This is a genomic window from Streptomyces sp. NL15-2K, assembly GCF_030551255.1.
In the GTDB taxonomy this organism is placed as follows: domain Bacteria; phylum Actinomycetota; class Actinomycetes; order Streptomycetales; family Streptomycetaceae; genus Streptomyces.
In genome coordinates this window covers 5,724,906-5,745,412 of the sequence record NZ_CP130630.1, presented here as the reverse complement: position 1 = coordinate 5,745,412, position 20,507 = coordinate 5,724,906, and the positions used below count along the sequence as shown (strand labels likewise).

Sequence of the window (20,507 nt, the reverse complement as noted above, 5' to 3'; positions counted from 1 at the left end):
TGCCTCGGGGACCCTCAACAGACCGCAGCGCAGAGTTTCTCAGCGCTCGACCGCGCCCTGGATGAACTTCTCGACGTTCTCGCGGGCCTCGTCGTCGAAGTACTGGACCGGCGGGGACTTCATGAAGTACGACGACGCCGACAGGATCGGACCGCCGATGCCGCGGTCCTTGGCGATCTTCGCGGCGCGCAGGGCGTCGATGATGACACCGGCCGAGTTCGGGGAGTCCCAGACCTCGAGCTTGTACTCCAGGTTCAGCGGGACGTCACCGAACGCGCGGCCCTCAAGACGGACGTACGCCCACTTGCGGTCGTCGAGCCAGGCCACATAGTCGGACGGGCCGATGTGGACGTTGTCCGCGCCCATGTCGCGGTCGCGGATCTGGGAGGTGACGGCCTGCGTCTTGGAGATCTTCTTGGACTCCAGACGGTCGCGCTCCAGCATGTTCTTGAAGTCCATATTGCCGCCGACGTTCAGCTGCATCGTGCGGTCCAGGACGACGCCTCGGTCCTCGAACAGCTTTGCCATGACGCGGTGCGTGATGGTCGCACCGACCTGCGACTTGATGTCGTCGCCGACGATCGGGACGCCTGCCTCGGTGAACTTGTCCGCCCACTCCTTGGTGCCGGCGATGAAGACCGGCAGGGCGTTGACGAAGGCGACCTTGGCGTCGATGGCGCACTGGGCATAGAACTTCGCCGCGTCCTCGGAGCCCACGGGCAGGTAGCAGACGAGGACGTCGACCTGCTTGTCCTTGAGGACCTGGACGACGTCGGCCGGCTCCTCGGCGGACTCCTCGATGGTCTGGCGGTAGTACTTGCCCAGGCCGTCGAGGGTGTGGCCGCGCTGGACCTTCACGCCGGTGGACGGAACGTCGCAGATCTTGATGGTGTTGTTCTCGCTGGCGCCGATGGCGTCCGCCAGGTCGAGGCCGACCTTCTTCGCGTCGACATCGAACGCGGCAACGAACTCGACGTCACGAACGTGGTAGTCGCCGAACTGGACGTGCATCAGGCCGGGGACCCTGGACGCCGGGTCGGCGTCCTTGTAGTACTCGACTCCCTGCACCAGCGAGGCGGCGCAGTTGCCCACGCCGACGATGGCTACGCGAACCGAACCCATTCCGGTTGCTCCCTGTGTGTACGAGTGAGGCCCTGAGTGGGCGCTCACGTGGCGGTGTCGTCGGGCGAATCCGTCCCGGGAGTGTCCCCGGGACGGGGCAGGCCGCCCGACGCTCCAGATGTGGTGTCCTGCTGAGCGGATCCCCCGGAGGCGGGGCCCCGAAGGTCCCGTCCGGCCCGCTCGCTCTCGATGAGCTCGTTCAGCCAGCGCACTTCGCGCTCCACGGACTCCATCCCGTGGCGCTGGAGCTCAAGCGTGTAGTCGTCGAGGCGCTCCCGGGTGCGCGCCAGTGAGACGCGCATCTTCTCCAGGCGCTCCTCCAGCCGGCTGCGGCGGCCTTCGAGCACGCGCATGCGTACGTCACGCGACGTCTGCCCGAAGAAGGCGAAGCGGGCGGCGAAGTGTTCGTCCTCGTACGCGTCGGGGCCCGTCTGGGAGAGGAGCTCCTCGAAGTGCTCCTTACCTTCCGCCGTCAACCGATAGACGATCTTGGCGCGACGCCCTGCGAGTGGTGCGGCGAGGGCGTCCTCGGAGGTGTTTCCCGGCTCTTCGATCAACCAGCCGTTGGCGACCAGCGTCTTGAGGCAGGGGTACAGGGTGCCGTAGCTGAACGCACGGAACACACCCAGTGAGGTATTGAGTCGTTTGCGCAGCTCATAGCCGTGCATCGGGGACTCGCGGAGCAGGCCGAGTACGGCGAACTCGAGGATCCCGGAACGCCGGCTCATCGTCGCCTCCTCTCTGCCGCGGACGGTCGTGACGGTCTTTATGTCGCGCCGATGTATCGACTCGATACATCAAGACGATAGAACGACCTTCCGGATGCGACAAGAGGGAGGGTGGTGAACGGGATCACATCACCGATTCATGGGAAGCAAGTTGCCTGATTTGGGGTGAACTTCAGGACTAGGCAGGTTTTGACGGTGCGTAGTCTGTGCGCCATGACCACCACCGGGAACCGAGTGACGTCTGGGGACGTCCTCGTCCTTGGTGTAGTACGGGTGAATGCGGAACCCACCGCATCCGTACTTCGGGGGGACCGGAAACCAGCCGCCGTTTCCAGGCGCGCAAAGGTGCGCCTGCCCGAGGAGTAGTCGTTCGATGAGCGAGCACCGTCGCAAACCGCCGCAGCCGCAGGGAGGCGGACGTGCCGCGGCCCGACGCGGCCAGTCCGGCTCGTCTTCCGGCCGCCGCGCGGCACCGCGAGGCGCCACCGGGTCTCCTTCCGACTCCTATGGGACGAGTTCCCCCGGGTCGGGTTCCTACGATCCGGGAGGCGAGGAGCGTCCGTACGGCGGCCGTGCCGAGGCCCGCCGGGCGGCACAGAGAAGCAGTGGCGGCCGACGCAGAGCGGCCGAACCAGCCGGCCGTGGTGGCCGACGTGCCGTCCCGGGCGGTCCCGGGCGGGGTCGGGGACGTGCGGCCGACTCCGACAGGAAGCGGATCGTCGACTATCCGCGGGCGGGCAAGTACGGGTGGCGGCGCTGGGTGCCGTCCTGGAAGCTCGTGTCCGGACTGTGCATCGGCTTCATCGGAAGCCTGGTGGCCGTCGCGGGCATCGGATACGCCATGGTGAGCGTCCCGAACATCGCGGACACCGCGAAGGCACAGAACAACGTCTACTACTGGGCCAACGGCACAGAGATGGTCGCCACGGGCGGTGAGACGAACCGCCAGATGGTGAACCTCGCGCAGATCCCCAAGGACATGCAGAACGCCGTCATCTCGCAGGAGAACAAGACCTTCGAGACCGACAGCGGCATCGACCCGAAGGGCATCGCCCGAGCCGTGTTCAACATGGCCAGGGGCGCGGAGACGCAGGGTGGCTCCACCATCACCCAGCAGTACGTCAAGAACGCGATGCTGAACGACCAGTCCCAGACCGTCTCGCGGAAGTTCAAGGAGATCTTCGTCTCGGTCAAGGTGGGTGCCACCAAGACCAAGGACGAGATCATGGAGGGCTATCTGAACTCCGCGTACTACGGACGGGGGGCCTACGGAATCCAGGCGGCCGCGCGCGCGTACTTCAACAAGGACGCCGTCAAGCTGAACCCTGGTGAGTGTGCCTTCCTGGCGGCGACCCTCAAGGGCGCCACGTACTACGACCCGGCGGGCTCGACGTCCATCGACACGTCCGCCACACCCCAGGCCAACAGCAAGCGGGCCCTGGCGCAGATGCAGGACACCCTCAACAAGATGGTCGAGTACGGCCATCTGAGCGCCACGGAGCGGGCCAAGTACACCAAGCTCCCCGAAACGCAGAACCCGCGCTCGAACAACGAGCTCAGCGGTCAGATCGGCTACCTCGTCGACCTCGCCAAGGCGTACCTGATCAACAACGACATCGTCACCGCCGACAAGCTGCAGCAAGGCGGCCTTTCGATCTACACGACCTTCGACAAGAAGAAGGTCGACGAGCTCGAAGAGTCGGTCAAGAAGGTCCAGAAGGCGAAGATCAAGCCCAAGGAGCGTCCGAAGACGGACAAATTCGTCCAATTCGGCGGTGCTTCCGTGGATCCGGCGACCGGCGCCATCAAGGCCATCTACGGCGGCGAGGACGCGACGAAGCACTTCACCAACAACGCCGATGCGACCGGTGCCCAGGTCGGTTCGACCTTCAAGCCGCTCGTGCTGGCCGCGGCGATGAAGTGGGGTGTACGCGACAAGGACCTCGGACCGAACCAGGCACAGGACGAGCGCACCAAGGTCTCCCCCAAGAGCCTGTACAGCGGCAAGAACGACCTCAAGATCAAGACATACGACGGTTCCATCTGGAAGAACGAGAAGGGCAAGGAGTGGCTCCAGGAGAATGACGGCCAGCAGTCGTACGGCTCTCCGCCGAACTACCAGATCGACCTCCGTGAGGCGATGCGGGAGTCGGTGAACTCCGCCTTCGTGCAGCTCGGCATGGACGTCGGGCTGGACAAGGTGAAGGAGGCGGCCATGGACGCGGGCCTCAAGGAGAACAGCCTCGCCGGCACCAGCTTCCCGTCCTTCTCCATCGGTATCTCCGACCCCAGTGCGATCCGCATGGCGGGCGCGTACGCCACCTTCGCGGCCAGCGGCAAGCAGCGTGAGCCGTTCTCCGTCACGAAGGTCACGGACAAGGACGGCCCGGTCTACACCCACAAGGTGGTGACCAAGCAGGCGTTCGAGTCAAACGTTGCCGACAACGTCACGGACGTACTCAAGACCGTGGTCGAGGACGGCACGGGTACCGCCGCCCAGCTGACCGGACGTGACGTGGCGGGCAAGACCGGTACCACCGACGGCAACAAGTCCGCCTGGTTCGTCGGCTACACCCCGCAGCTGGCCACCTCGATCAGCATGTTCCGGATGGACGACGACGAGTCCAAGAAGAACCGCGAGTTCCTGGAGATGTTCGGAACGGGTGGCGAGAAGAAGATCCACGGTGCTTCGTTCCCGGCCCAGATCTGGCACGACTACATGGAACAGGCGCTGAAGGGCGAGCCGGCAGAGGACTTCCCGCCGCCGGATCCCATCGGCGAGATCGTCAACGATGTTCCGACCCCGACGCCCGCTCCCACGCCCAGCGAGGAGCCCTCGTCGGCCAGTCCGACGCCGAGCCCGACGCCCAGCGAGCCGACGACCAGCCCGACACCCTCGCCGACGGAGTCCTGCTTCGGCTTCCAGTGCCCGCCGGGCGGTGACACCGGCGGGACGGACACCGGCGGCACCGACGGAGGTGTGACGCCCACGCCCACGCCCACAGAGTCGGGCGAGACCGGCAACAGCAGAGGCAATGGCAACGGAGGCATCTTCGGTTAGTCGCCACATCGCCTGTCGAGGCTGTTTCACGTGAAACATGGGCCGCCGCACCCACCAGGTGCGGCGGCCCTCGGCGTATTCCCAGGCGCGTACGGCAGGATGTGCGACATGCCCAGTGCAGAATCGACGCAAGCGAGCGTGCACGAGCCGGACCTGGTGCGGCCGACCAAGGACGACACGGTGGCCGCGAGCGGCAGCGAACTGATCGGTGGCCCGATCGGACGGCGTGCCCTGCTCGGGACGTCCTGGTGGACTCCCGTCCGGGTGATCGCCCTGGTGGCGATCGGCATGTTCGCCCTCGGCCTGGTCCAGAAGGCGCCCTGCTACAACGGTGCCTGGTTCTTCGGTGCCAGTTCGCAGTACACGCATGCGTGCTACTCGGACATCCCGCACCTCTACCAGGGGCGAGGCTTCGCCGACGGGCTCGTGCCGTACTTCGACAAGCTCCCCGGCGACATGCAGTACCTCGAATACCCGGTGCTGACCGGCGTGTTCATGGAGGTCGCGTCCTGGCTCACGCCCGGCAGCGGGAGCATTCAGGACCAAGAGCAGTGGTACTGGATGGTCAACGCCGGCATGTTGATGGTGTGCGCCGCCGTCATCGCTGTGTGCGTGACCCGGACGCACGCCCGGCGCCCATGGGACGGCCTGCTGGTCGCCCTGGCGCCTGCGGCCGCCCTGACCGCCACCATCAACTGGGACATGCTGGCGGTCGCTCTGACGGCCGCCGCGATGCTGATGTGGTCGCGGGGCCGCTCCCTCGCCTTCGGCGTCCTGTTGGGGCTCGCCACGGCCGCCAAGCTCTATCCCTTCCTGCTGCTCGGCCCGCTGCTCGTGCTGTGCTGGCGCGCGGGCAGGTGGCGGGAGTACGGGACGGCCCTGGTGGGCGCGGCCGTCGCGTGGCTGGTCGTCAATCTGCCGGTGATGCTCTTCGCCTTCGACGGCTGGTCGAAGTTCTACACGTTCAGTCAGGAACGGGGCGTCGACTTCGGCTCGTTCTGGCTGCTCTGGTCCCAGAACTCGAGCAACCCGCCCAGCACCGACACCGTCAACACGATGGCCACACTGTTGATGCTGGCGTGCTGCGCGGGCATCGCGGCGCTCACGCTGACCGCCCCGCGCCGGCCGCGCTTCGCGCAGCTCGCCTTCCTGATCGTCGCGGCGTTCGTCCTGACCAACAAGGTCTACTCGCCGCAGTACGTCCTCTGGCTGGTTCCGCTGGCCGCGCTCGCCCGGCCGAAGTGGCGTGACTTCCTGATCTGGCAGGCGTGCGAGGTGGCGTACTTCCTGGGGATCTGGATGTACCTCGCCTACACGACCAGCGGAGACGCCCACAAGGGCCTGCCGACCGACGGGTACCACTGGGCCATCGCTCTGCATCTGCTGGGCACGCTGTATCTGTGCGTCGTGGTCGTGCGCGACATCCTCATGCCGGAGCGGGACGTCGTGCGCCGGGCCGGTGACGACGATCCCTCTGGTGGGGTGCTCGACCGTGCGGAGGACGTCTTCGTTGTCGGCCCTGCCGCTCATCCGCCGCGGCACGGGGCTCACTTCGACGGGCCCCAAGTGGAATGGGGCAGTCTGGACTCGCCCCGTCGTTCGCTCTGAGCGAACGAAGCGCAGCCGACCCACGCAGAAGGCCGTACACGGAACCTTCCGTGTACGGCCTTTCGGCTGTCTCGACGGGGACTCAGCGGTCGACGAGCCGGTCGAACTGCGTGGTGGTGTGCCGCAGATGGGCCACCAGCTCCTCGCCGACCTTCGGCTCCGCGGCGTCGGCCGGCACGAACAGGATCGAGACCTGCATGTGCGGCGGCTCTGCGAACCAGCGCTGCTTGCCGCCCCAGACGAACGGAGAAAGGTTCCGGTTGACCGTGGCGAGGCCGGCCCGGGCAACGCCCTTGGCGCGCGGCATGACGCCGTGCAGGGCCTTGGGCGCCTCCAGTCCCACCCCGTGCGACGTACCGCCCGCCACAACCACCAGGAAGCCGTCGGAGGCCGCCTTCTGCTGCCGGTAGCCGAAGCGGTCGCCCTTGGCGACGCGGGTGACGTCCAGGACCGCGCCGCGGTACTCGGTGGCCTCGTGGTCCCCCAGCCACAGCCGCGTGCCGATTCGGGCGCGGAAGCGGGTCTGCGGGAACTGCTGTTGCAGCCGGGCGAGATCCTCGGCCTTGAGGTGGCTGACGAACATCGTGTGCAGCGGCAGACGGGCCGCGCGCAGCCGGTCCATCCAGCCGATGACCTCCTCGACGGCGTCCGAGCCGTCGGTCCGGTCCAGCGGCAGGTGGATCGCGAAGCCTTCCAGGCGGACGTTCTCTATGGCCGCGTGCAGTTGGGGCAGGTCCCGCTCGCTGATGCCGTGCCGCTTCATCGAGGACATCACCTCGATGACCACCCGGGCACCCACGAGGCCGTAGACACCGTCGATCGACGACACCGAGCGGATGACCCGGTCGGGCAGCGGTACGGGCTCCTCGCCGCGCCGGTACGGCGTCAGGACCAGCAGGTCACCGCCGAACCAGTCTTTGATCCGAGCGGCCTCGTACGTCGTGCCGACGGCGAGCACGTCCGAGCCCAGCCGCGTGGCTTCCTCAGCGAGCCGCTCGTGTCCGAAGCCGTAGCCATTGCCCTTGCAGACCGGGACGAGCCCCGGGAACTGCTCCTGCACGTGCTTGTGGTGCGCCCGCCAGCGCGCGGTGTCGACGTAGAGCGTGAGCGCCATGGCCGGACCTGGAACCTTTCTCGTGGCTGCGGTGTATCAGAGGTATGGAAGCTATCGAAGCAAACGGCTGGAGCTCAGCGGCGCGACATGTAGATGTCGAGCGCCTTGTGGAGCAGCTTGTTCAGCGGGAAGTCCCACTCGCCGAGGTACTCGGCGGCCTGGCCGCCCGTGCCCACCTTGAACTGGATCAGGCCGAAGAGGTGGTCGGTCTCGTCCAGCGAGTCGGAGATGCCTCGCAGGTCGTAGACGGTGGCGCCGAGCGCATAGGCGTCGCGCAGCATCCGCCACTGCATCGCGTTCGAGGGCCGGACCTCGCGGCCGATGTTGTCGGAGGCGCCGTAGGAGTACCAGACGTGCCCGCCGACGATGAGCATCGTCGCCGCCGACAGGTTCACGCCGTTGTGCCGGGCGAAGTACAGCCGCATGCGGTTGGGGTCCTCGGTGTTGAGGGCCGTCCACATGCGCTGGAAGTACGACAGCGGGCGGGGCCGGAAGTGGTCACGCACAGCTGTGATCTCGTACAGCCGCTGCCATTCCTCGAGGTCGTGGTAACCGCCCTGGACGACCTCGACGCCGGCCTTCTCGGCCTTCTTGATGTTGCGGCGCCACAGCTGGTTGAAGTTCTTGTGGACCTCTTCCAGGGAGCGGTTGGCCAGCGGCACCTGGAAGACGTAGCGCGGCTGTACGTCGCCGAAGCCTGCACCCCCGTCCTCGCCCTGCTGCCAGCCCATGCGGCGCAGCTTGTCGGCGACCTCGAAGGCGCGCGGCTCGATGAAGTCGGCCTCGATGTCGCGCAGCCGCTTCACGTCCGGGTTCTGGATGCCCTGCTTGATGGACCCGGCCTCCCAGCGCCGGATGATCACCGGTGGGCCCATCTTCACCGAGAAGGCGCCCTGCTGCTTGAGGTGCGCGAGCATCGGTTCCAGCCAGTCGGTGAGATTCGGCGCGAACCAGTTGATGACCGGGCCCTCGGGCAGATAGGCGAGGTAGCGCTTGATCTTGGGCAGCTGCCGGTAGAGGACGAGACCCGCGCCGACCATCTCGCCCGTACGGTCGTCGAACCAGCCGAGGCTCTCGGAGCGCCACTCCGCCTTGACGTCCGCCCAGGCCGGAACCTGCATGTGGCTCGCCGACGGCAGGCTCTGGATGTACGCCAGATGCTGCTCGCGACTGATCGTCCTCAGGGTCAGGCTCATTCGGGGCGCTCCTCGGGCTGGTGTGTCCCCATGGGTACAGGGGCTCCGGCTCTGGTGCGGAAGCCTACTGCGCCTTGCGAGCGCCTCGACTGGGCGTACGGAACCTTCGCCCCGGCCTGTTGGCCACCGAGGCGTTCCGTAGTGCGATATGGGGTGTTCGGTGAACGGTGTCCGTGGCGTCAGCCGACGACCCCGCCGAAGAGACCGCCGTGCGCCATGCCGAGGAAGAAACCGACTCCTGCTGCGCCCATGCCCAGGATCAGCCCGAAGCGTTCACGAGTCGTCTCCGATATCCACTGCCCGTACGCGCCGGTGATGAGGCCCACCAGGCCGGTCCAGGAGCTGAGCAGGTGCAGGTCGTGGAACATCGCCGTGACGAAAGACGTGATGCCCAGCACCAGGGTCACCGCGAGCAGCGTGTCCTGGCGCGGGTGGGGCTTGCCGTCCGTGGCGAACAGCCCTCCGACGGTGTTGGGTCGCATTGCCTGTGCCATGGGGCACCTCCTGCGAAAGGCGGCGCATCGTAGCGCCATACACACCCGATGTGTACAGATTGACGGTCCCGGAGGCCTGATTTCAACCGGGAGCGCGTGTGCGGGTACTCTGTACCGTCTGTGCCGGTGTCTGCCCACGCCAAGACAGGGACTCCCGCTCGGGACCCCCGATTGTCAGTGGCGGCCGATACGGTTACCTACGCATCACAACCCTCCTGCCACGGAACGACCGTGGCCGCTGAGTCCAAAGGAGGTGGGTTCCACATGCGTCACTACGAGGTGATGGTCATCCTCGACCCCGATCTGGAGGAGCGCGCTGTCGCCCCTCTGATCGAGAACTTCCTCTCCGTCGTCCGTGAGGGCAACGGCAAGGTCGAGAAGGTCGACACCTGGGGCCGTCGTCGTCTCTCGTACGAGATCAAGAAGAAGCCCGAGGGCATCTACTCGGTCATCGACCTGCAGGCCGAGCCTGCGGTCGTCAAGGAGCTCGACCGCCAGATGAACCTGAACGAGTCGGTCCTCCGGACCAAGGTCCTCCGCCCCGAGACCCACTGAGCTCTCCCGCTCAGCTGATCTCGGGATTCGAGTAGCAGCACCAGCAGCCAGCAGCAAACCCGCCGAGAGGTTCCCCCATGGCAGGCGAGACCGTCATCACGGTCGTCGGCAATCTTGTCGATGACCCCGAGCTGCGCTTCACCCCGTCCGGTGCGGCGGTCGCGAAGTTCCGTGTCGCGTCCACCCCCCGCACCTTCGACCGCCAGACGAACGAGTGGAAGGACGGCGAGAGCCTGTTCCTGACCTGCTCGGTCTGGCGCCAGGCGGCGGAGAACGTCGCCGAGTCGCTCCAGCGAGGCATGCGCGTCATCGTGCAGGGCCGGCTGAAGCAGCGGTCCTACGAGGACCGTGAGGGCGTCAAGCGCACGGTCTATGAGCTGGACGTCGAAGAAGTCGGCGCCAGCCTGCGCAATGCCACGGCCAAGGTCACCAAGACCACCGGCCGCGGTGGCCAGGGCGGTTACAGCGGTGGTGGTGGCGGCGGCCAGGGTGGCGGCGGCTGGGGCGGTGGCCCTGGCGGCGGTCAGCAGGGCGGCGGCGCTCCCGCCGACGACCCGTGGGCGACCGGCGCTCCCGCCGGTGGCAACCAGGGTGGCGGTGGCGGCGGCTGGGGCGGAAGCTCCGGCGGCGCCGGCGGCGCTGGCGGCGGTGGCGGCGGTGGCGGCGGCTACTCGGACGAGCCCCCCTTCTAGGCCTTCGGGCCGAGGGGGGGGCCGTACCCACACTTCTTGATCACACAGGAGATACACCATGGCGAAGCCGCCTGTGCGCAAGCCGAAGAAGAAGGTCTGCGCTTTCTGCAAGGACAAGGTCACGTACGTGGACTACAAGGACACGAACATGCTGCGGAAGTTCATTTCCGACCGCGGCAAAATCCGTGCCCGCCGCGTGACCGGCAACTGCACGCAGCACCAGCGTGACGTCGCCACGGCCGTCAAGAACAGCCGTGAGATGGCGCTGCTGCCCTACACGTCCACCGCGCGATAAGGGAAGGGTGACCGACACATGAAGATCATCCTCACCCACGAGGTCTCCGGCCTCGGTGCCGCGGGCGACGTCGTCGACGTCAAGGACGGTTACGCTCGCAACTACCTGATCCCGCGGAACTTCGCGATCCGTTGGACCAAGGGTGGCGAGAAGGACGTCGAGCAGATCCGTCGTGCTCGCAAGATCCACGAGATCCAGACCATCGAGCAGGCCAACGCTGTGAAGGCCCAGCTCGAGGGTGTCAAGGTCCGCCTGGCCGTCCGCTCCGGCGACGCCGGTCGTCTCTTCGGTTCCGTCACCCCGGCCGACATCGCTTCCGCGATCAAGGCTTCCGGTGGCCCCGAGGTCGACAAGCGCCGCATCGAGCTCGGCGCGCCGATCAAGACCCTGGGCGCGCACGAGACGTCCGTGCGTCTGCACCCCGAGGTTGCCGCCAAGGTCAACATCGAGGTCGTCTCGGCCTGATCGCTGAGCCGGTCTGAACAGCCGAGAAGGGGCCGTACCCGCGAGGGCGCGGCCCCTTCTCGCATGCCGGGGCCCGGCCCGGTGGTCATGTTTCACGTGAAACGGTCAGGGCGACCGGACACGAGGGTTTCACGTGAAACGGTCAACGCGTCGCCCCCGTCACCAGCCAGCGGCCGGACCGGGAACGCAGCCACAAGGTCAGCATGCGTACCGCCATCATCAGCGTCATGGTGGTCCAGACGGCCGTCAGTCCACCACCCAGGGCAGGCACGAGCAGCGCGGCCGGCGTGAAGACCGCCAGAGTGAGCAGCATCGCCCACGCCAGATAGGGGCCGTCGCCGGCGCCCATGAGGACTCCGTCCAGGACGTAGACGACGCCGCAGATCGGCTGCGCGACGGCCACGACCACCAGTGCGGGCAGGGCGGCGTCCTTGACGACGGAGTCGCTGGTGAACAGTGGCAAGAACACCGGCCTGGCGATCAGGACCAAGGCGCCCAGCACGACTCCCACCGCGATGCCCCACTCCACCATGCGACGGCACGCCTGACGGGCGCCTTGGATGTTGCCGGCGCCGAGATACCGCCCGATGATGGCCTGTCCGGCGATGGCGATGGCGTCGAGAGCGAAGGCGAGCAGGTTCCACAGGGACAGAATGATTTGGTGCGCAGCGATGTCGGCATCGCCGAGGCGTGCCGCGACGGCTGTGGCGATCATCAGGATCGCTCGCAGCGAGAGCGTACGGACCAGGAGGGGAACGCCGGCTTGGGCGGAGGCCCTGATCCCACCGGCGTCGGGGCGCAATGAGGCACCGTGCCTGCGGGCGCCGCGGACAACGACCACGAGGTAGGCCGCGGCCATGCCGCACTGGGCGATGACGGTTCCCCAGGCGGAGCCCGCGATGCCGAGGTCAGCGCCGTAGACGAGGCCGACGTTGAGTGCGGCGTTGGCGATGAAGCCAGCCACGGCGACATAGAGCGGTGTTCTGGTGTCCTGCAGGCCACGCAGCACTCCGGTCGCGGCGAGTACGACAAGCATGGCCGGGATACCGAGTGCCGAGATCCGCAGATAGGTGGTCGCGTAGGGGGCCGCGGTTTCGGAGGCGCCGAAGAGCTCCACAATGGCCGGTGCCGTGGGCACGACGACGACGATGACGGCGGCACCGAGCAACAGGGCCAGCCAGATGCCGTCCATGCCTTGGCGGATGGCGGACTGGAGGTCGCCCGCGCCGACGCGTCGGGCGACGGCGGCAGTGGTGGCGTAGGCCAGGAAGACGAAGATGCTGACGGCTGTCGTGAGGAGGGCGGAGGCGACGCCGAGTCCTGCGAGTTGCGCGGTGCCCAGATGGCCCACGATCGCGCTGTCGGCCATGACGAAGAGGGGCTCAGCGACGAGTGCGCCGAAGGCCGGGACGGCCAGCGCGACGATCTCTCGGTCGTGCTGTCGTCGGTTGGCCTTGGGAGTCGCGGGAGCCTGTGTCATGAGCATCAATCTAATCGTCCACAGGTAATAGATGCAATTGGCTTGCATCCCTTACTTCTTGTGCCGCGCTGCGCACTCTTGTGCACCATTCGAAATGATCTTGATCTGACTTGGGAAGTTTTTCTTCTGCACAGCCGGTGGACGGGAAAACAGCAGGTCAGGTCGGTTGTCGCGGGAGATGTCGTGGCTTGTTCACAGGCCTGTCCACCGTGTCGTGCACAGGTTTTGCGGAGTTCTCCACAGCATCGGGGCCGTCGTCCACATGGCCTGTGGATAACCGGATTGGCTGACGGTGCCCGGGGGCCTACGGTTGTCCGGCGCCCGCTCCGTCCGTCGGCTGAGAAATCACCACAAACCCGACGCGCCAGAACCGGAGTTGGGCGTCTTATTTGTCAGTGGCGTGCCGTAGAAATGAGGGGCACGGCGAAGGTCCGCTCCGCGGACGGGAGGAGGTGGCTCGGTGAGCATTTCCGAGCCCTTGGACGACCCGTGGGCCGACAGCGGTCCCAGTGATCGTCTGCCCGCCTCCCGCCGCCACAGCGATGGAGCCCCGGGTCGCGACGAGCAGCACGAGCGCGGCCGGGAGAGCGGCGCCTGGGACGGCGGCGGTACGTCCTTCGAGCGCGTCCCCCCACAGGACCTGGACGCCGAGCAGTCCGTTCTTGGTGGCATGCTCCTGTCCAAGGACGCCATCGCCGACGTCGTCGAGGTGCTCAAGGGCCACGACTTCTACAAGCCCGCGCACGAGACGATCTTCCAGGCGATCCTCGACGTCTATGCGAAGGGCGAGCCTGCCGACCCCATCACGATCGCCGCTGAACTCACCAAGCGTGGCGAGATCAACAAGGTCGGCGGGGCTTCGTATCTGCACACGCTTGTCCAGACCGTGCCGACGGCGGCCAACGCCGAGTACTACGCGGAGATCGTCCACGAGCGGGCGGTCCTGCGTCGGCTGGTCGAGGCCGGCACCCGCATCACGCAAATGGGATACGCGGGCGACGACGACGTCGACGAGATCGTCAACCGGGCGCAGGCCGAGATCTACGCGGTCACCGAGCAGCGCACCAGCGAGGACTACCTGCCGCTCGGCGACATCATGGAGGGCGCGCTCGACGAGATCGAGGCGATCGGTTCACGCAGCGGCGAGATGACCGGTGTCCCCACGGGGTTCACCGACTTCGACTCGCTCACCAACGGCCTGCACCCCGGCCAGATGATCGTCATCGCCGCCCGTCCCGCCATGGGTAAGTCCACGCTCGCACTGGACTTCGCACGCGCGGCGTCGATCAAGAACAACCTGCCGAGCGTCATCTTCTCCCTCGAAATGGGCCGCAACGAGATCGCGATGCGTCTGCTGTCCGCCGAGGCCCGCGTCGCCCTGCACCACATGCGTTCCGGCACGATGACCGACGAGGACTGGACGCGTCTGGCCCGAAGAATGCCGGACGTCTCGGCCGCCCCGCTCTACATCGACGACTCCCCGAACCTGTCGATGATGGAGATCCGCGCCAAGTGCCGCCGCCTCAAGCAACGCAACGACCTCAAGCTGGTCGTCATCGACTACCTCCAGCTGATGCAGTCCGGCGGTTCCAAGAGGGCCGAGAGCCGTCAGCAGGAGGTCTCGGACATGTCCCGAAACCTCAAGCTGCTGGCCAAGGAGCTGGAACTCCCGGTCATCGCGCTCTCCCAGCTCAACCGCGGTCCGGAACAGCGCACGGACAAGAAGCCGATGGTCTCCGACCTGCGTGAGTCCGGCTCCATCGAGCAGGACGCCGACATGGTCATCCTGCTGCACCGCGAGGACGCCTACGAGAAGGAGTCCCCGCGTGCGGGCGAGGCCGACCTGATCGTGGCCAAGCACCGTAACGGCCCGACGGCGACGATCACGGTCGCCTTCCAGGGCCACTACTCACGCTTCGTGGACATGGCCCAGACCTGACCGACCACCCTGGGGTAAATGAGCTCGACGCCCGAGTGCCCCACGGGATGGACTGGGGGCATGACGACACCTCAGGAAGAGCTGCTTCCCGGCACGCGTAGGGCGCTGCTGCACCGGATCGCTGTGGCCCAGGCCGAAGGGCGGGCCCCCTCGCTCGTCGCTGCCGTCGTCCGAGACGGGCGAACCGTGTGGCACGGCGCGCGAACCTCGGTGGACGGGCACGGGCCCGATCAGAACGTGCAGTACCGGATCGGCTCGATCACCAAGACCTTCACCGCCGTTCTCGTACTACGGCTGCGGGACGAGGGAGCGCTGGACCTCAGTGATCCACTGGAGAAGCACGTGCCGGGAACCGGCGCGGGGGAGGCCACGATCGCCGAACTCCTCGCCCACACGAGCGGACTGGCCGCCGAGTCACCCGCTCCGTGGTGGGAACGCACCCCGGGATCCTTGCGGCCCGAACTCGCCGACGTGCTGGGCGAGCAGCCCTTCCTGCACCCGGCCGGCCGTCGATTCCACTACTCCAACCCCGGTTACACCCTGCTGGGCGCGCTCGTCGAGAAGCTGCGCGGGGCTCCGTGGGAGGAGGTATTGCGGCGCGAAGTGCTCGAACCTCTGGGCCTCGACCGTACGAGTACGCGACCGCAGGCGCCGCACGCGGGCGGCTGGGCGGTGCACCCCTGGGCCGATGTGCTGCTGCCCGAGCCCGCCGAGGACCTCGGTCGTATGGCTCCGGCCGGTCAACTCTGGTCCACCAGCGGAGACTTGGCGCGGTTCGCCGTCTTCCTGGCGAAGGGGGACGACCGGGTGCTGAGTGCCCGGACCGTGCGGGAGATGCGGATGCCCGCAGCGCCGGCCGAGGCCGCGGATGTCGCGGACGGCATGACGTACGGCCTCGGACTGCAGATCCAGTACGGGGACGGCCGGCTGCTCGTGGGGCACTCGGGTTCGCTGCCGGGCTTCCTGGCCAACCTCACCATCAGCGTGGCGGACGACGTCGCGGCGGTGGTGCTGGCCAATTGCACGTCCGGCCCGCTGCCATGGGCCGTTGGTGCCGATCTCGTACGGATCGTCGCCGAGGCCGAGCCGCGCATTCCTGATCCATGGCGCCCCTTGACCGAAGTCGACGCCTCCGTGCTGGAGCTGGCGGGTCAGTGGTACTGGGGGACACATGCCTTTGCCCTGCGTCTGACGGCCGACGGGCTCGTCTCACTGGAGCCCCTGTCCGGCAATGGCCGTCGCTCGCGGTTCCGGGCGAACGGCGACGGCACCTGGACGGGCCTGGAGGGCTATTACGCCGGGGAGCTCCTGAAGGCCGTACGGCGTCCGGACGGATCGGTGAGCCATCTGGACCTCGGGTCCTTCGTCCTGACGCGTCAGCCGTACGACGAGGGGGCTTCCGTGCCCGGCGGTGTCGACCCCGAAGGGTGGCGGGGTATCGGATAGGCGCGCTCACGGCGTCAAGGGTCCTGTTTCACGTGAAACAGGACCCTTGACGGGTCACAGCGGGAGCTTGAAGCCCACGTGGGAAGCCGTGAAGCCGAGGCGCTCATAGAAGCGGTGGGCGTCCGTGCGGGTGTTGTCGGAGGTGAGCTGGACCAGTCGGCAGTTCTGACGCCGGGATTCGTCGATCGCCCACTCGATCAACTGCGTACCCAAGCCACTGCCGCGCTCGTCGGCGTGGACGCGCACGCCCTCAATGATCGACCTGGTCGAGCCGCGCCGGGACAAGCCGGGAATGATCGTGAGCTGCAGTGTGCCGACGACACGGCCCTTGCGGACAGCGACGACCACATGCTGGTTGGGGTCGGACATGACGCGCTCCAGCGCCGCCAGATACGGGGCCAAGTCGTCCGGTGACTCACGCTGGGCACCCAACGGGTCATCGGCGAGCATGGCGACGATCGCCGGGACGTCCTCAGCCGTGGCGGGCCGCATCTCAAGATCTCCCATGACCGCACTCTACGCATGAGTGCCCTGCGCGAGGTCGGCGTCGCGCTCTCGGAGAGGCTCAGCCTGCCGCCACCGTCACCGGAGCGAATCGTCGTTTCCAGTCTCCGGGGAGCTCCGCGATGCCGTAGGTCATGACCGCGTTGAAGGCGATGGGCGCCAGGCCGTGATCCTTCGCCCACGCCAGCAGCTCTTCGTGCCGTACGTCGATGTCGGTGCGCAGCGGGCGGTCGGTGTGGGCGGCGAGGGAGGAGACCAGAGCCTTGGCGGTCTGTGTGTCGCGGGCGATCAGCGGGCCGACCACGTGCGTGTCCATGTTGGGCCAGGCGGCCGCGTAGCCGATGATCCGGCCGCTTTCCTCGACGACGCGCAACTGGTCGGCGAAGGCGGGCAGCCGGGTCACGATGTGCGTGCGATCGGCGCCGAACACCTCCGCGTCGAGACGGAGGATGGCGGTGAGGTCCTCGGCGGTCGCCGCGCGCGTGACCATCTCGGACTCCCGCTCACCAGGAGTGAAGCGCCCGCACAGCATTTCCGCTCGGCCGGTGACCTTGAAGCCGAGTTCCTCGTAGAGCGGGCGGCCGTACGGCGTCGCATGCAGCGTCAGCGGTGTGGTGCCCATCGCCGAGACGATGTGACGCATCAGCCGGCGTCCGACGCCCTGGCGGGCATGCCGCTCGGCGACCAGCACCATGCCGATGGCCCCGAGGTCGGGGCGATCTTGAGGTCCGTACTCGGTGACCACGCAGGCGCTGACGAGCCCGCCGCCGGGATCGTCGATGCCGTAGCCCTTCCCGGCCGCGAGGAGGAAGCCCCACTTGTGCTCCTCGCGTGGCCACCCCCGGTCCTCGGACAAGTCGGCGCAGGCGGTGAGATCGCGAAGCGTCAGACGGCGAATGGGCAGAGCAGTGGAGGAAGAGGTCGGCACGCACGTCAGGCTGTCCGACGAGTGCCCTCGACGTCCACCTGTTTCCGGGTGGACGTACGAGCTTTTGGCCATGTCATGGCCAACCGCACAGCCTGGTGGTAGACGCAAGATGTTTCACGTGAAACACCGACGAACGGAGACGGTCCAGACGCCGATCGCAATGCGCGAAACTGTGCCCGTAGCCTTACCCGACATGGCGAGACTTCATCTCTTCGATCTCGACGGCACGTTGTTGCACGGCTCCACCGCCCCGGTGGAGATTTCCCGGCAACTCGGCCTGGAAGCCGAGGCGGTGGCGCTCGATCAGGCGATCGGAGCGGGGCTGATCGGACCGCCCGAGTACGCGACGCGGGTGCACGCCCTCTGGGCGGAACTCACCGAGGCGCATGTGACAGCGGCCTTCGAGGGGGCCCCGTGGCTGGCCCGTATCCGTGATGTGTGGGCGGAGATCAGGAGGAACGGCGACTACTGCGCCGTGGTGTCGCTCTCACCCTCGTTCTTCGTGGAGCGGCTCACTGGCTGGGGTGCCCATGCGGCGTACGGATCCAGTTTTCCCGCCGTACCCTTCACCGAGCCTGTGGACCCGGCCGGCGTGCTCAGTGCCGCGGCCAAGGTCCTGATAGCCGACCGGTTGTGCGAGGAGTTCGGGCTGACGCGGGCCGACTGCGTTGCGTATGGCGACTCGATGTCGGACAAGGACCTCTTCGGCGCGGTGCCGACCTCCGTCGCGATCAATGCCGACCGTCATCTGTCCGGTATATCGACTCACTCCTACATGGGCGGGGATCTGTGGGAAGCCTATGAATTGGTGCGGCACGCCCGGTAATTGAAGGAATTGACGGTTCGCTCCCGCTCGCATTCATGGTGGAGGAGGGGGGGACTTGTGTGCGGAGCAGTGGCCGGTATGGTCGACTCCGGTTCGTGTCCGGGTGGGGCCGCGTCTCCTGGGCACCCTGTGCGGGCCGAGAGCAAGGCCATGCAGCTTAACGGGACGGAGAGATCGAAGACCCGCATTTCCGGTTATGCGGCCGGAGCGTCATGCCGAGTGGGACGCTGCGATGAGAGTGCTGCGGCCAATGTCACACTCTCGCCTTACTTGTCCGTACAGAGCCGGAACACGAGTTGAATGTGGCCACCTTGGCTGCGGGCAGCGAACAAGGAAGCAAGCCGTCTGCGGGGGAAAGCAGGCACCTCCCGACCGAGGAAGTGCGCAGACCGACCGAAAGATGTTCGAGGCGAGGCACACCATGGACGCTCCGACCACCACGCCGGCCGACAACGGCACTTCCGGCGGCGGGGGCGGCTGGTTCACGCCGCGCAAGCAGCCGGCGGCGACTTCCGGCAGCGATGAGGAGACGGCCGAGGGCCGCCGTCTGGCCGCGATGCGCCCAGTGGGCCGGACGGCGACAGGCACTGGCACGAATCCGTCGGCAGAGGACACCGCACCGCCCGCCTCGACGACCGGCGACGCACCGCAGCCAGGCCAGGCCGCCGGCGAACCACAGCCCACCGTGGCCGCCGGTCACCGGCGGCACTCCGGGGCGACCGCCGACGTACAGCCCGCCTCGACCGGCGAGCCCGCCCCGATACAGGCGTCCGCGATATCGCCCTCGATATCCGCCCAGTCCCAAGCCCCGGCCACTCAAGCGCCGCCCGCGTGGGCGCCACAGGCACCACCAGCCCAAGCACCGTCCACCGAACCCCCGCCCGCCGAACAGCGCGTCCCCGCCCAGCGCGCCGTCCCGCCCGGTGATGCCTCCCCGGACGCCGTGCTGATCCGCCGGACCATGGCCGAGGTCGGCCCCGTGGCCGACAAGGTCACGTCGTACTTCTACGCGTTGCTCTTCGTACGCCACCCCGACCTGAGGTCGCTGTTCCCGGCAGCGATGGACACCCAACGGGACCGCCTGCTCAAGGCGCTGCTCACCGCGGCCGAGCACATAGACAACACCGATGTCCTCGTCGACTACCTGCAGAACCTCGGTCGCGGCCACCGCAAGTACGGCACCCGGGCCGAGCACTACCCGGCCGTCGGTGAGTGCCTCATCGGCGCGCTGAGCAAGTACGCCGCCGGCATCTGGACCGCCGAGACGGAGGCGGCCTGGGTCCGCACGTACACGACGATCTCGCAGGTCATGATCGACGCTGCGGCCGCGGACGAGATGCGCGCTCCCGCCTGGTGGTACGCGGAGGTCGTGTCGCACGACCTCAGAACGCAGGACGTCGCGGTCGTCACCGTCCGCCCCGACCAGCCCTATCCCTTCCTCGCCGGGCAGTACGCGAGCGTGGAGACGCCCTGGTGGCCGCGGATCTGGCGGCACTACTCCTTCGCCTCGGCCCCTCGCTCCGACGGTCTGCTGTCGTTCCACGTGAAGGCCGTCCCCGCCGGCTGGGTCTCCAACGCCCTGGTGCACCGCGCCCGGCCCGGCGACATCATCCGGCTCGGTCCGCCCGCCGGTTCGATGACCGTGGACCACACCACCGACAGCGGCCTGCTCTGTCTGGGCGGTGGCACCGGTATAGCCCCCATCAAGGCGCTCGTCGAGGACGTCGCCGAGCACGGCGAACGCCGCCCGGTCGAGGTGTTCTACGGCGCCCGCACCGACCACGACCTCTACGACATCGACACGATGCTCAGGCTCCAGCAGTCCCACCCGTGGCTCTCGGTCCGCGCGGTCGTCGACCAGCAGGCGCATCTCCAGCTTCCCGACGCCGTACGCGAGTACGGCCCGTGGAACGAGTACGACGCCTATCTCTCGGGCCCGCCCGGAATGATCCGCAGCGGGGTCGACGCGCTCAGGGACATCGGCGTTCCCTCGGAGCGCATACGCCACGACTCGGTGGAAGAGCTCGTCGCCACGGCTCAGTGACAGATGTGGG

18 protein-coding genes are annotated in these 20,507 nt (G+C 67.5%); 10 read left to right on the top strand and 8 right to left on the bottom strand.

Features of this window, described 5'->3' with window-relative positions:
- Positions 1 to 39 precede the first annotated feature (39 nt).
- Positions 40 to 1,122 (bottom strand): inositol-3-phosphate synthase, encoded by a 1,083-nt coding sequence (locus Q4V64_RS25775; protein ID WP_124440749.1) that lies wholly within the window; start codon positions 1,120 to 1,122, stop codon positions 40 to 42.
- A gap of 44 nt (positions 1,123 to 1,166) precedes the next feature.
- Positions 1,167 to 1,850 (bottom strand): PadR family transcriptional regulator, encoded by a 684-nt coding sequence (locus tag Q4V64_RS25770; RefSeq protein WP_124440750.1) that lies wholly within the window; start codon positions 1,848 to 1,850, stop codon positions 1,167 to 1,169.
- A gap of 373 nt (positions 1,851 to 2,223) precedes the next feature.
- Here Q4V64_RS25770 and Q4V64_RS25765 point away from each other — a divergent pair, with 373 nt between their 5' ends.
- Together Q4V64_RS25765 and Q4V64_RS25760 are read left to right on the top strand one after the other, a co-directional pair.
- On the top strand, positions 2,224 to 4,911 hold the full coding sequence (locus tag Q4V64_RS25765) for a transglycosylase domain-containing protein (RefSeq protein WP_172629237.1): 2,688 nt from the start codon (positions 2,224 to 2,226) through the stop codon (positions 4,909 to 4,911).
- A 99-nt stretch (positions 4,912 to 5,010) separates the two neighbouring features.
- Entirely contained in the window at positions 5,011 to 6,519 is a 1,509-nt protein-coding gene (locus tag Q4V64_RS25760) for a glycosyltransferase 87 family protein (RefSeq protein ID WP_124440751.1), read from the top strand.
- Between the two features lie 82 nt (positions 6,520 to 6,601).
- Here the strand turns inward: Q4V64_RS25760 and Q4V64_RS25755 are convergent, their stop codons facing one another.
- The 3 genes from Q4V64_RS25755 to Q4V64_RS25745 form a co-directional block, all read right to left on the bottom strand.
- Positions 6,602 to 7,633, bottom strand: coding sequence for an alanine racemase (locus tag Q4V64_RS25755; protein WP_124440752.1), 1,032 nt, complete (start codon positions 7,631 to 7,633; stop codon positions 6,602 to 6,604).
- 74 nt (positions 7,634 to 7,707) lie between these two features.
- On the bottom strand, positions 7,708 to 8,829 hold the full coding sequence (femX, locus tag Q4V64_RS25750; RefSeq protein WP_124440753.1) for a peptidoglycan bridge formation glycyltransferase FemX: 1,122 nt from the start codon (positions 8,827 to 8,829) through the stop codon (positions 7,708 to 7,710).
- Positions 8,830 to 9,008: 179 nt separating this feature from the next.
- Positions 9,009 to 9,323: a hypothetical protein gene (locus tag Q4V64_RS25745; RefSeq protein WP_124440754.1), complete on the bottom strand. Its 315-nt coding sequence runs from the start codon at positions 9,321 to 9,323 to the stop codon at positions 9,009 to 9,011.
- Positions 9,324 to 9,587: 264 nt separating this feature from the next.
- On the opposite strand from Q4V64_RS25745, the gene rpsF reads away from it, so the two are divergent.
- From rpsF to rplI, 4 genes are all read left to right on the top strand, one after another.
- Positions 9,588 to 9,878 (top strand): 30S ribosomal protein S6, encoded by a 291-nt coding sequence (gene rpsF, locus Q4V64_RS25740; RefSeq protein ID WP_005482942.1) that lies wholly within the window; start codon positions 9,588 to 9,590, stop codon positions 9,876 to 9,878.
- Positions 9,879 to 9,955: 77 nt separating this feature from the next.
- Entirely contained in the window at positions 9,956 to 10,570 is a 615-nt protein-coding gene (locus Q4V64_RS25735) for a single-stranded DNA-binding protein (protein ID WP_124440755.1), read from the top strand.
- A gap of 58 nt (positions 10,571 to 10,628) precedes the next feature.
- The gene (rpsR, locus tag Q4V64_RS25730; protein WP_003949403.1) at positions 10,629 to 10,865 is read left to right on the top strand and encodes a 30S ribosomal protein S18; all 237 of its coding nucleotides are present in this window, start codon (positions 10,629 to 10,631) and stop codon (positions 10,863 to 10,865) included.
- Positions 10,866 to 10,883: 18 nt separating this feature from the next.
- Positions 10,884 to 11,330 carry a 50S ribosomal protein L9 gene (gene rplI / locus Q4V64_RS25725; protein ID WP_124440756.1) on the top strand — a complete coding sequence of 149 codons (447 nt, stop codon included), beginning with the start codon at positions 10,884 to 10,886 and terminating at the stop codon, positions 11,328 to 11,330.
- Between the two features lie 142 nt (positions 11,331 to 11,472).
- Here the strand turns inward: rplI and Q4V64_RS25720 are convergent, their stop codons facing one another.
- A complete protein-coding gene (locus Q4V64_RS25720; RefSeq protein WP_124440757.1) occupies positions 11,473 to 12,810 on the bottom strand; it encodes an MATE family efflux transporter in 1,338 nt (445 codons plus the stop codon).
- Between the two features lie 460 nt (positions 12,811 to 13,270).
- Between Q4V64_RS25720 and dnaB the strand changes: the two genes are divergently transcribed.
- Together dnaB and Q4V64_RS25710 are read left to right on the top strand one after the other, a co-directional pair.
- Complete coding sequence (gene dnaB / locus Q4V64_RS25715) at positions 13,271 to 14,749, top strand: replicative DNA helicase (protein WP_124440758.1); 1,479 nt, start codon at positions 13,271 to 13,273, stop codon at positions 14,747 to 14,749.
- A 60-nt stretch (positions 14,750 to 14,809) separates the two neighbouring features.
- On the top strand, positions 14,810 to 16,195 hold the full coding sequence (locus Q4V64_RS25710; protein WP_124440759.1) for a serine hydrolase domain-containing protein: 1,386 nt from the start codon (positions 14,810 to 14,812) through the stop codon (positions 16,193 to 16,195).
- Between the two features lie 54 nt (positions 16,196 to 16,249).
- On the opposite strand, the gene Q4V64_RS25705 is transcribed toward Q4V64_RS25710, so the two are convergent.
- Together Q4V64_RS25705 and Q4V64_RS25700 are read right to left on the bottom strand one after the other, a co-directional pair.
- Positions 16,250 to 16,702 (bottom strand): GNAT family N-acetyltransferase, encoded by a 453-nt coding sequence (locus Q4V64_RS25705; protein WP_124440760.1) that lies wholly within the window; start codon positions 16,700 to 16,702, stop codon positions 16,250 to 16,252.
- Between the two features lie 58 nt (positions 16,703 to 16,760).
- Positions 16,761 to 17,627 (bottom strand): GNAT family N-acetyltransferase, encoded by an 867-nt coding sequence (locus Q4V64_RS25700; protein ID WP_253267015.1) that lies wholly within the window; start codon positions 17,625 to 17,627, stop codon positions 16,761 to 16,763.
- Between the two features lie 193 nt (positions 17,628 to 17,820).
- Between Q4V64_RS25700 and Q4V64_RS25695 the strand changes: the two genes are divergently transcribed.
- Positions 17,821 to 18,453 (top strand): HAD-IB family phosphatase, encoded by a 633-nt coding sequence (locus tag Q4V64_RS25695; protein ID WP_124440762.1) that lies wholly within the window; start codon positions 17,821 to 17,823, stop codon positions 18,451 to 18,453.
- A gap of 421 nt (positions 18,454 to 18,874) precedes the next feature.
- On the top strand, positions 18,875 to 20,497 hold the full coding sequence (locus Q4V64_RS25690; RefSeq protein ID WP_253267016.1) for a globin domain-containing protein: 1,623 nt from the start codon (positions 18,875 to 18,877) through the stop codon (positions 20,495 to 20,497).
- The last annotated feature ends 10 nt before the right edge of the window (positions 20,498 to 20,507 follow it).

Coding starts and splice junctions, on each gene's coding strand:
- Q4V64_RS25775 (WP_124440749.1), bottom strand. CDS start 1,122: ATGGGTTCGGTTCGCGTAGCCATCGTCGGCGTGGGCAACTGCGCCGCC.
- Q4V64_RS25770 (WP_124440750.1), bottom strand. CDS start 1,850: ATGAGCCGGCGTTCCGGGATCCTCGAGTTCGCCGTACTCGGCCTGCTC.
- Q4V64_RS25765 (WP_172629237.1), top strand. CDS start 2,224: ATGAGCGAGCACCGTCGCAAACCGCCGCAGCCGCAGGGAGGCGGACGT.
- Q4V64_RS25760 (WP_124440751.1), top strand. CDS start 5,011: ATGTGCGACATGCCCAGTGCAGAATCGACGCAAGCGAGCGTGCACGAG.
- Q4V64_RS25755 (WP_124440752.1), bottom strand. CDS start 7,633: ATGGCGCTCACGCTCTACGTCGACACCGCGCGCTGGCGGGCGCACCAC.
- femX (WP_124440753.1), bottom strand. CDS start 8,829: ATGAGCCTGACCCTGAGGACGATCAGTCGCGAGCAGCATCTGGCGTAC.
- Q4V64_RS25745 (WP_124440754.1), bottom strand. CDS start 9,323: ATGGCACAGGCAATGCGACCCAACACCGTCGGAGGGCTGTTCGCCACG.
- rpsF (WP_005482942.1), top strand. CDS start 9,588: ATGCGTCACTACGAGGTGATGGTCATCCTCGACCCCGATCTGGAGGAG.
- Q4V64_RS25735 (WP_124440755.1), top strand. CDS start 9,956: ATGGCAGGCGAGACCGTCATCACGGTCGTCGGCAATCTTGTCGATGAC.
- rpsR (WP_003949403.1), top strand. CDS start 10,629: ATGGCGAAGCCGCCTGTGCGCAAGCCGAAGAAGAAGGTCTGCGCTTTC.
- rplI (WP_124440756.1), top strand. CDS start 10,884: ATGAAGATCATCCTCACCCACGAGGTCTCCGGCCTCGGTGCCGCGGGC.
- Q4V64_RS25720 (WP_124440757.1), bottom strand. CDS start 12,810: ATGACACAGGCTCCCGCGACTCCCAAGGCCAACCGACGACAGCACGAC.
- Q4V64_RS25710 (WP_124440759.1), top strand. CDS start 14,810: ATGACGACACCTCAGGAAGAGCTGCTTCCCGGCACGCGTAGGGCGCTG.
- Q4V64_RS25705 (WP_124440760.1), bottom strand. CDS start 16,702: ATGGGAGATCTTGAGATGCGGCCCGCCACGGCTGAGGACGTCCCGGCG.
- Q4V64_RS25695 (WP_124440762.1), top strand. CDS start 17,821: ATGGCGAGACTTCATCTCTTCGATCTCGACGGCACGTTGTTGCACGGC.
- Q4V64_RS25690 (WP_253267016.1), top strand. CDS start 18,875: ATGGACGCTCCGACCACCACGCCGGCCGACAACGGCACTTCCGGCGGC.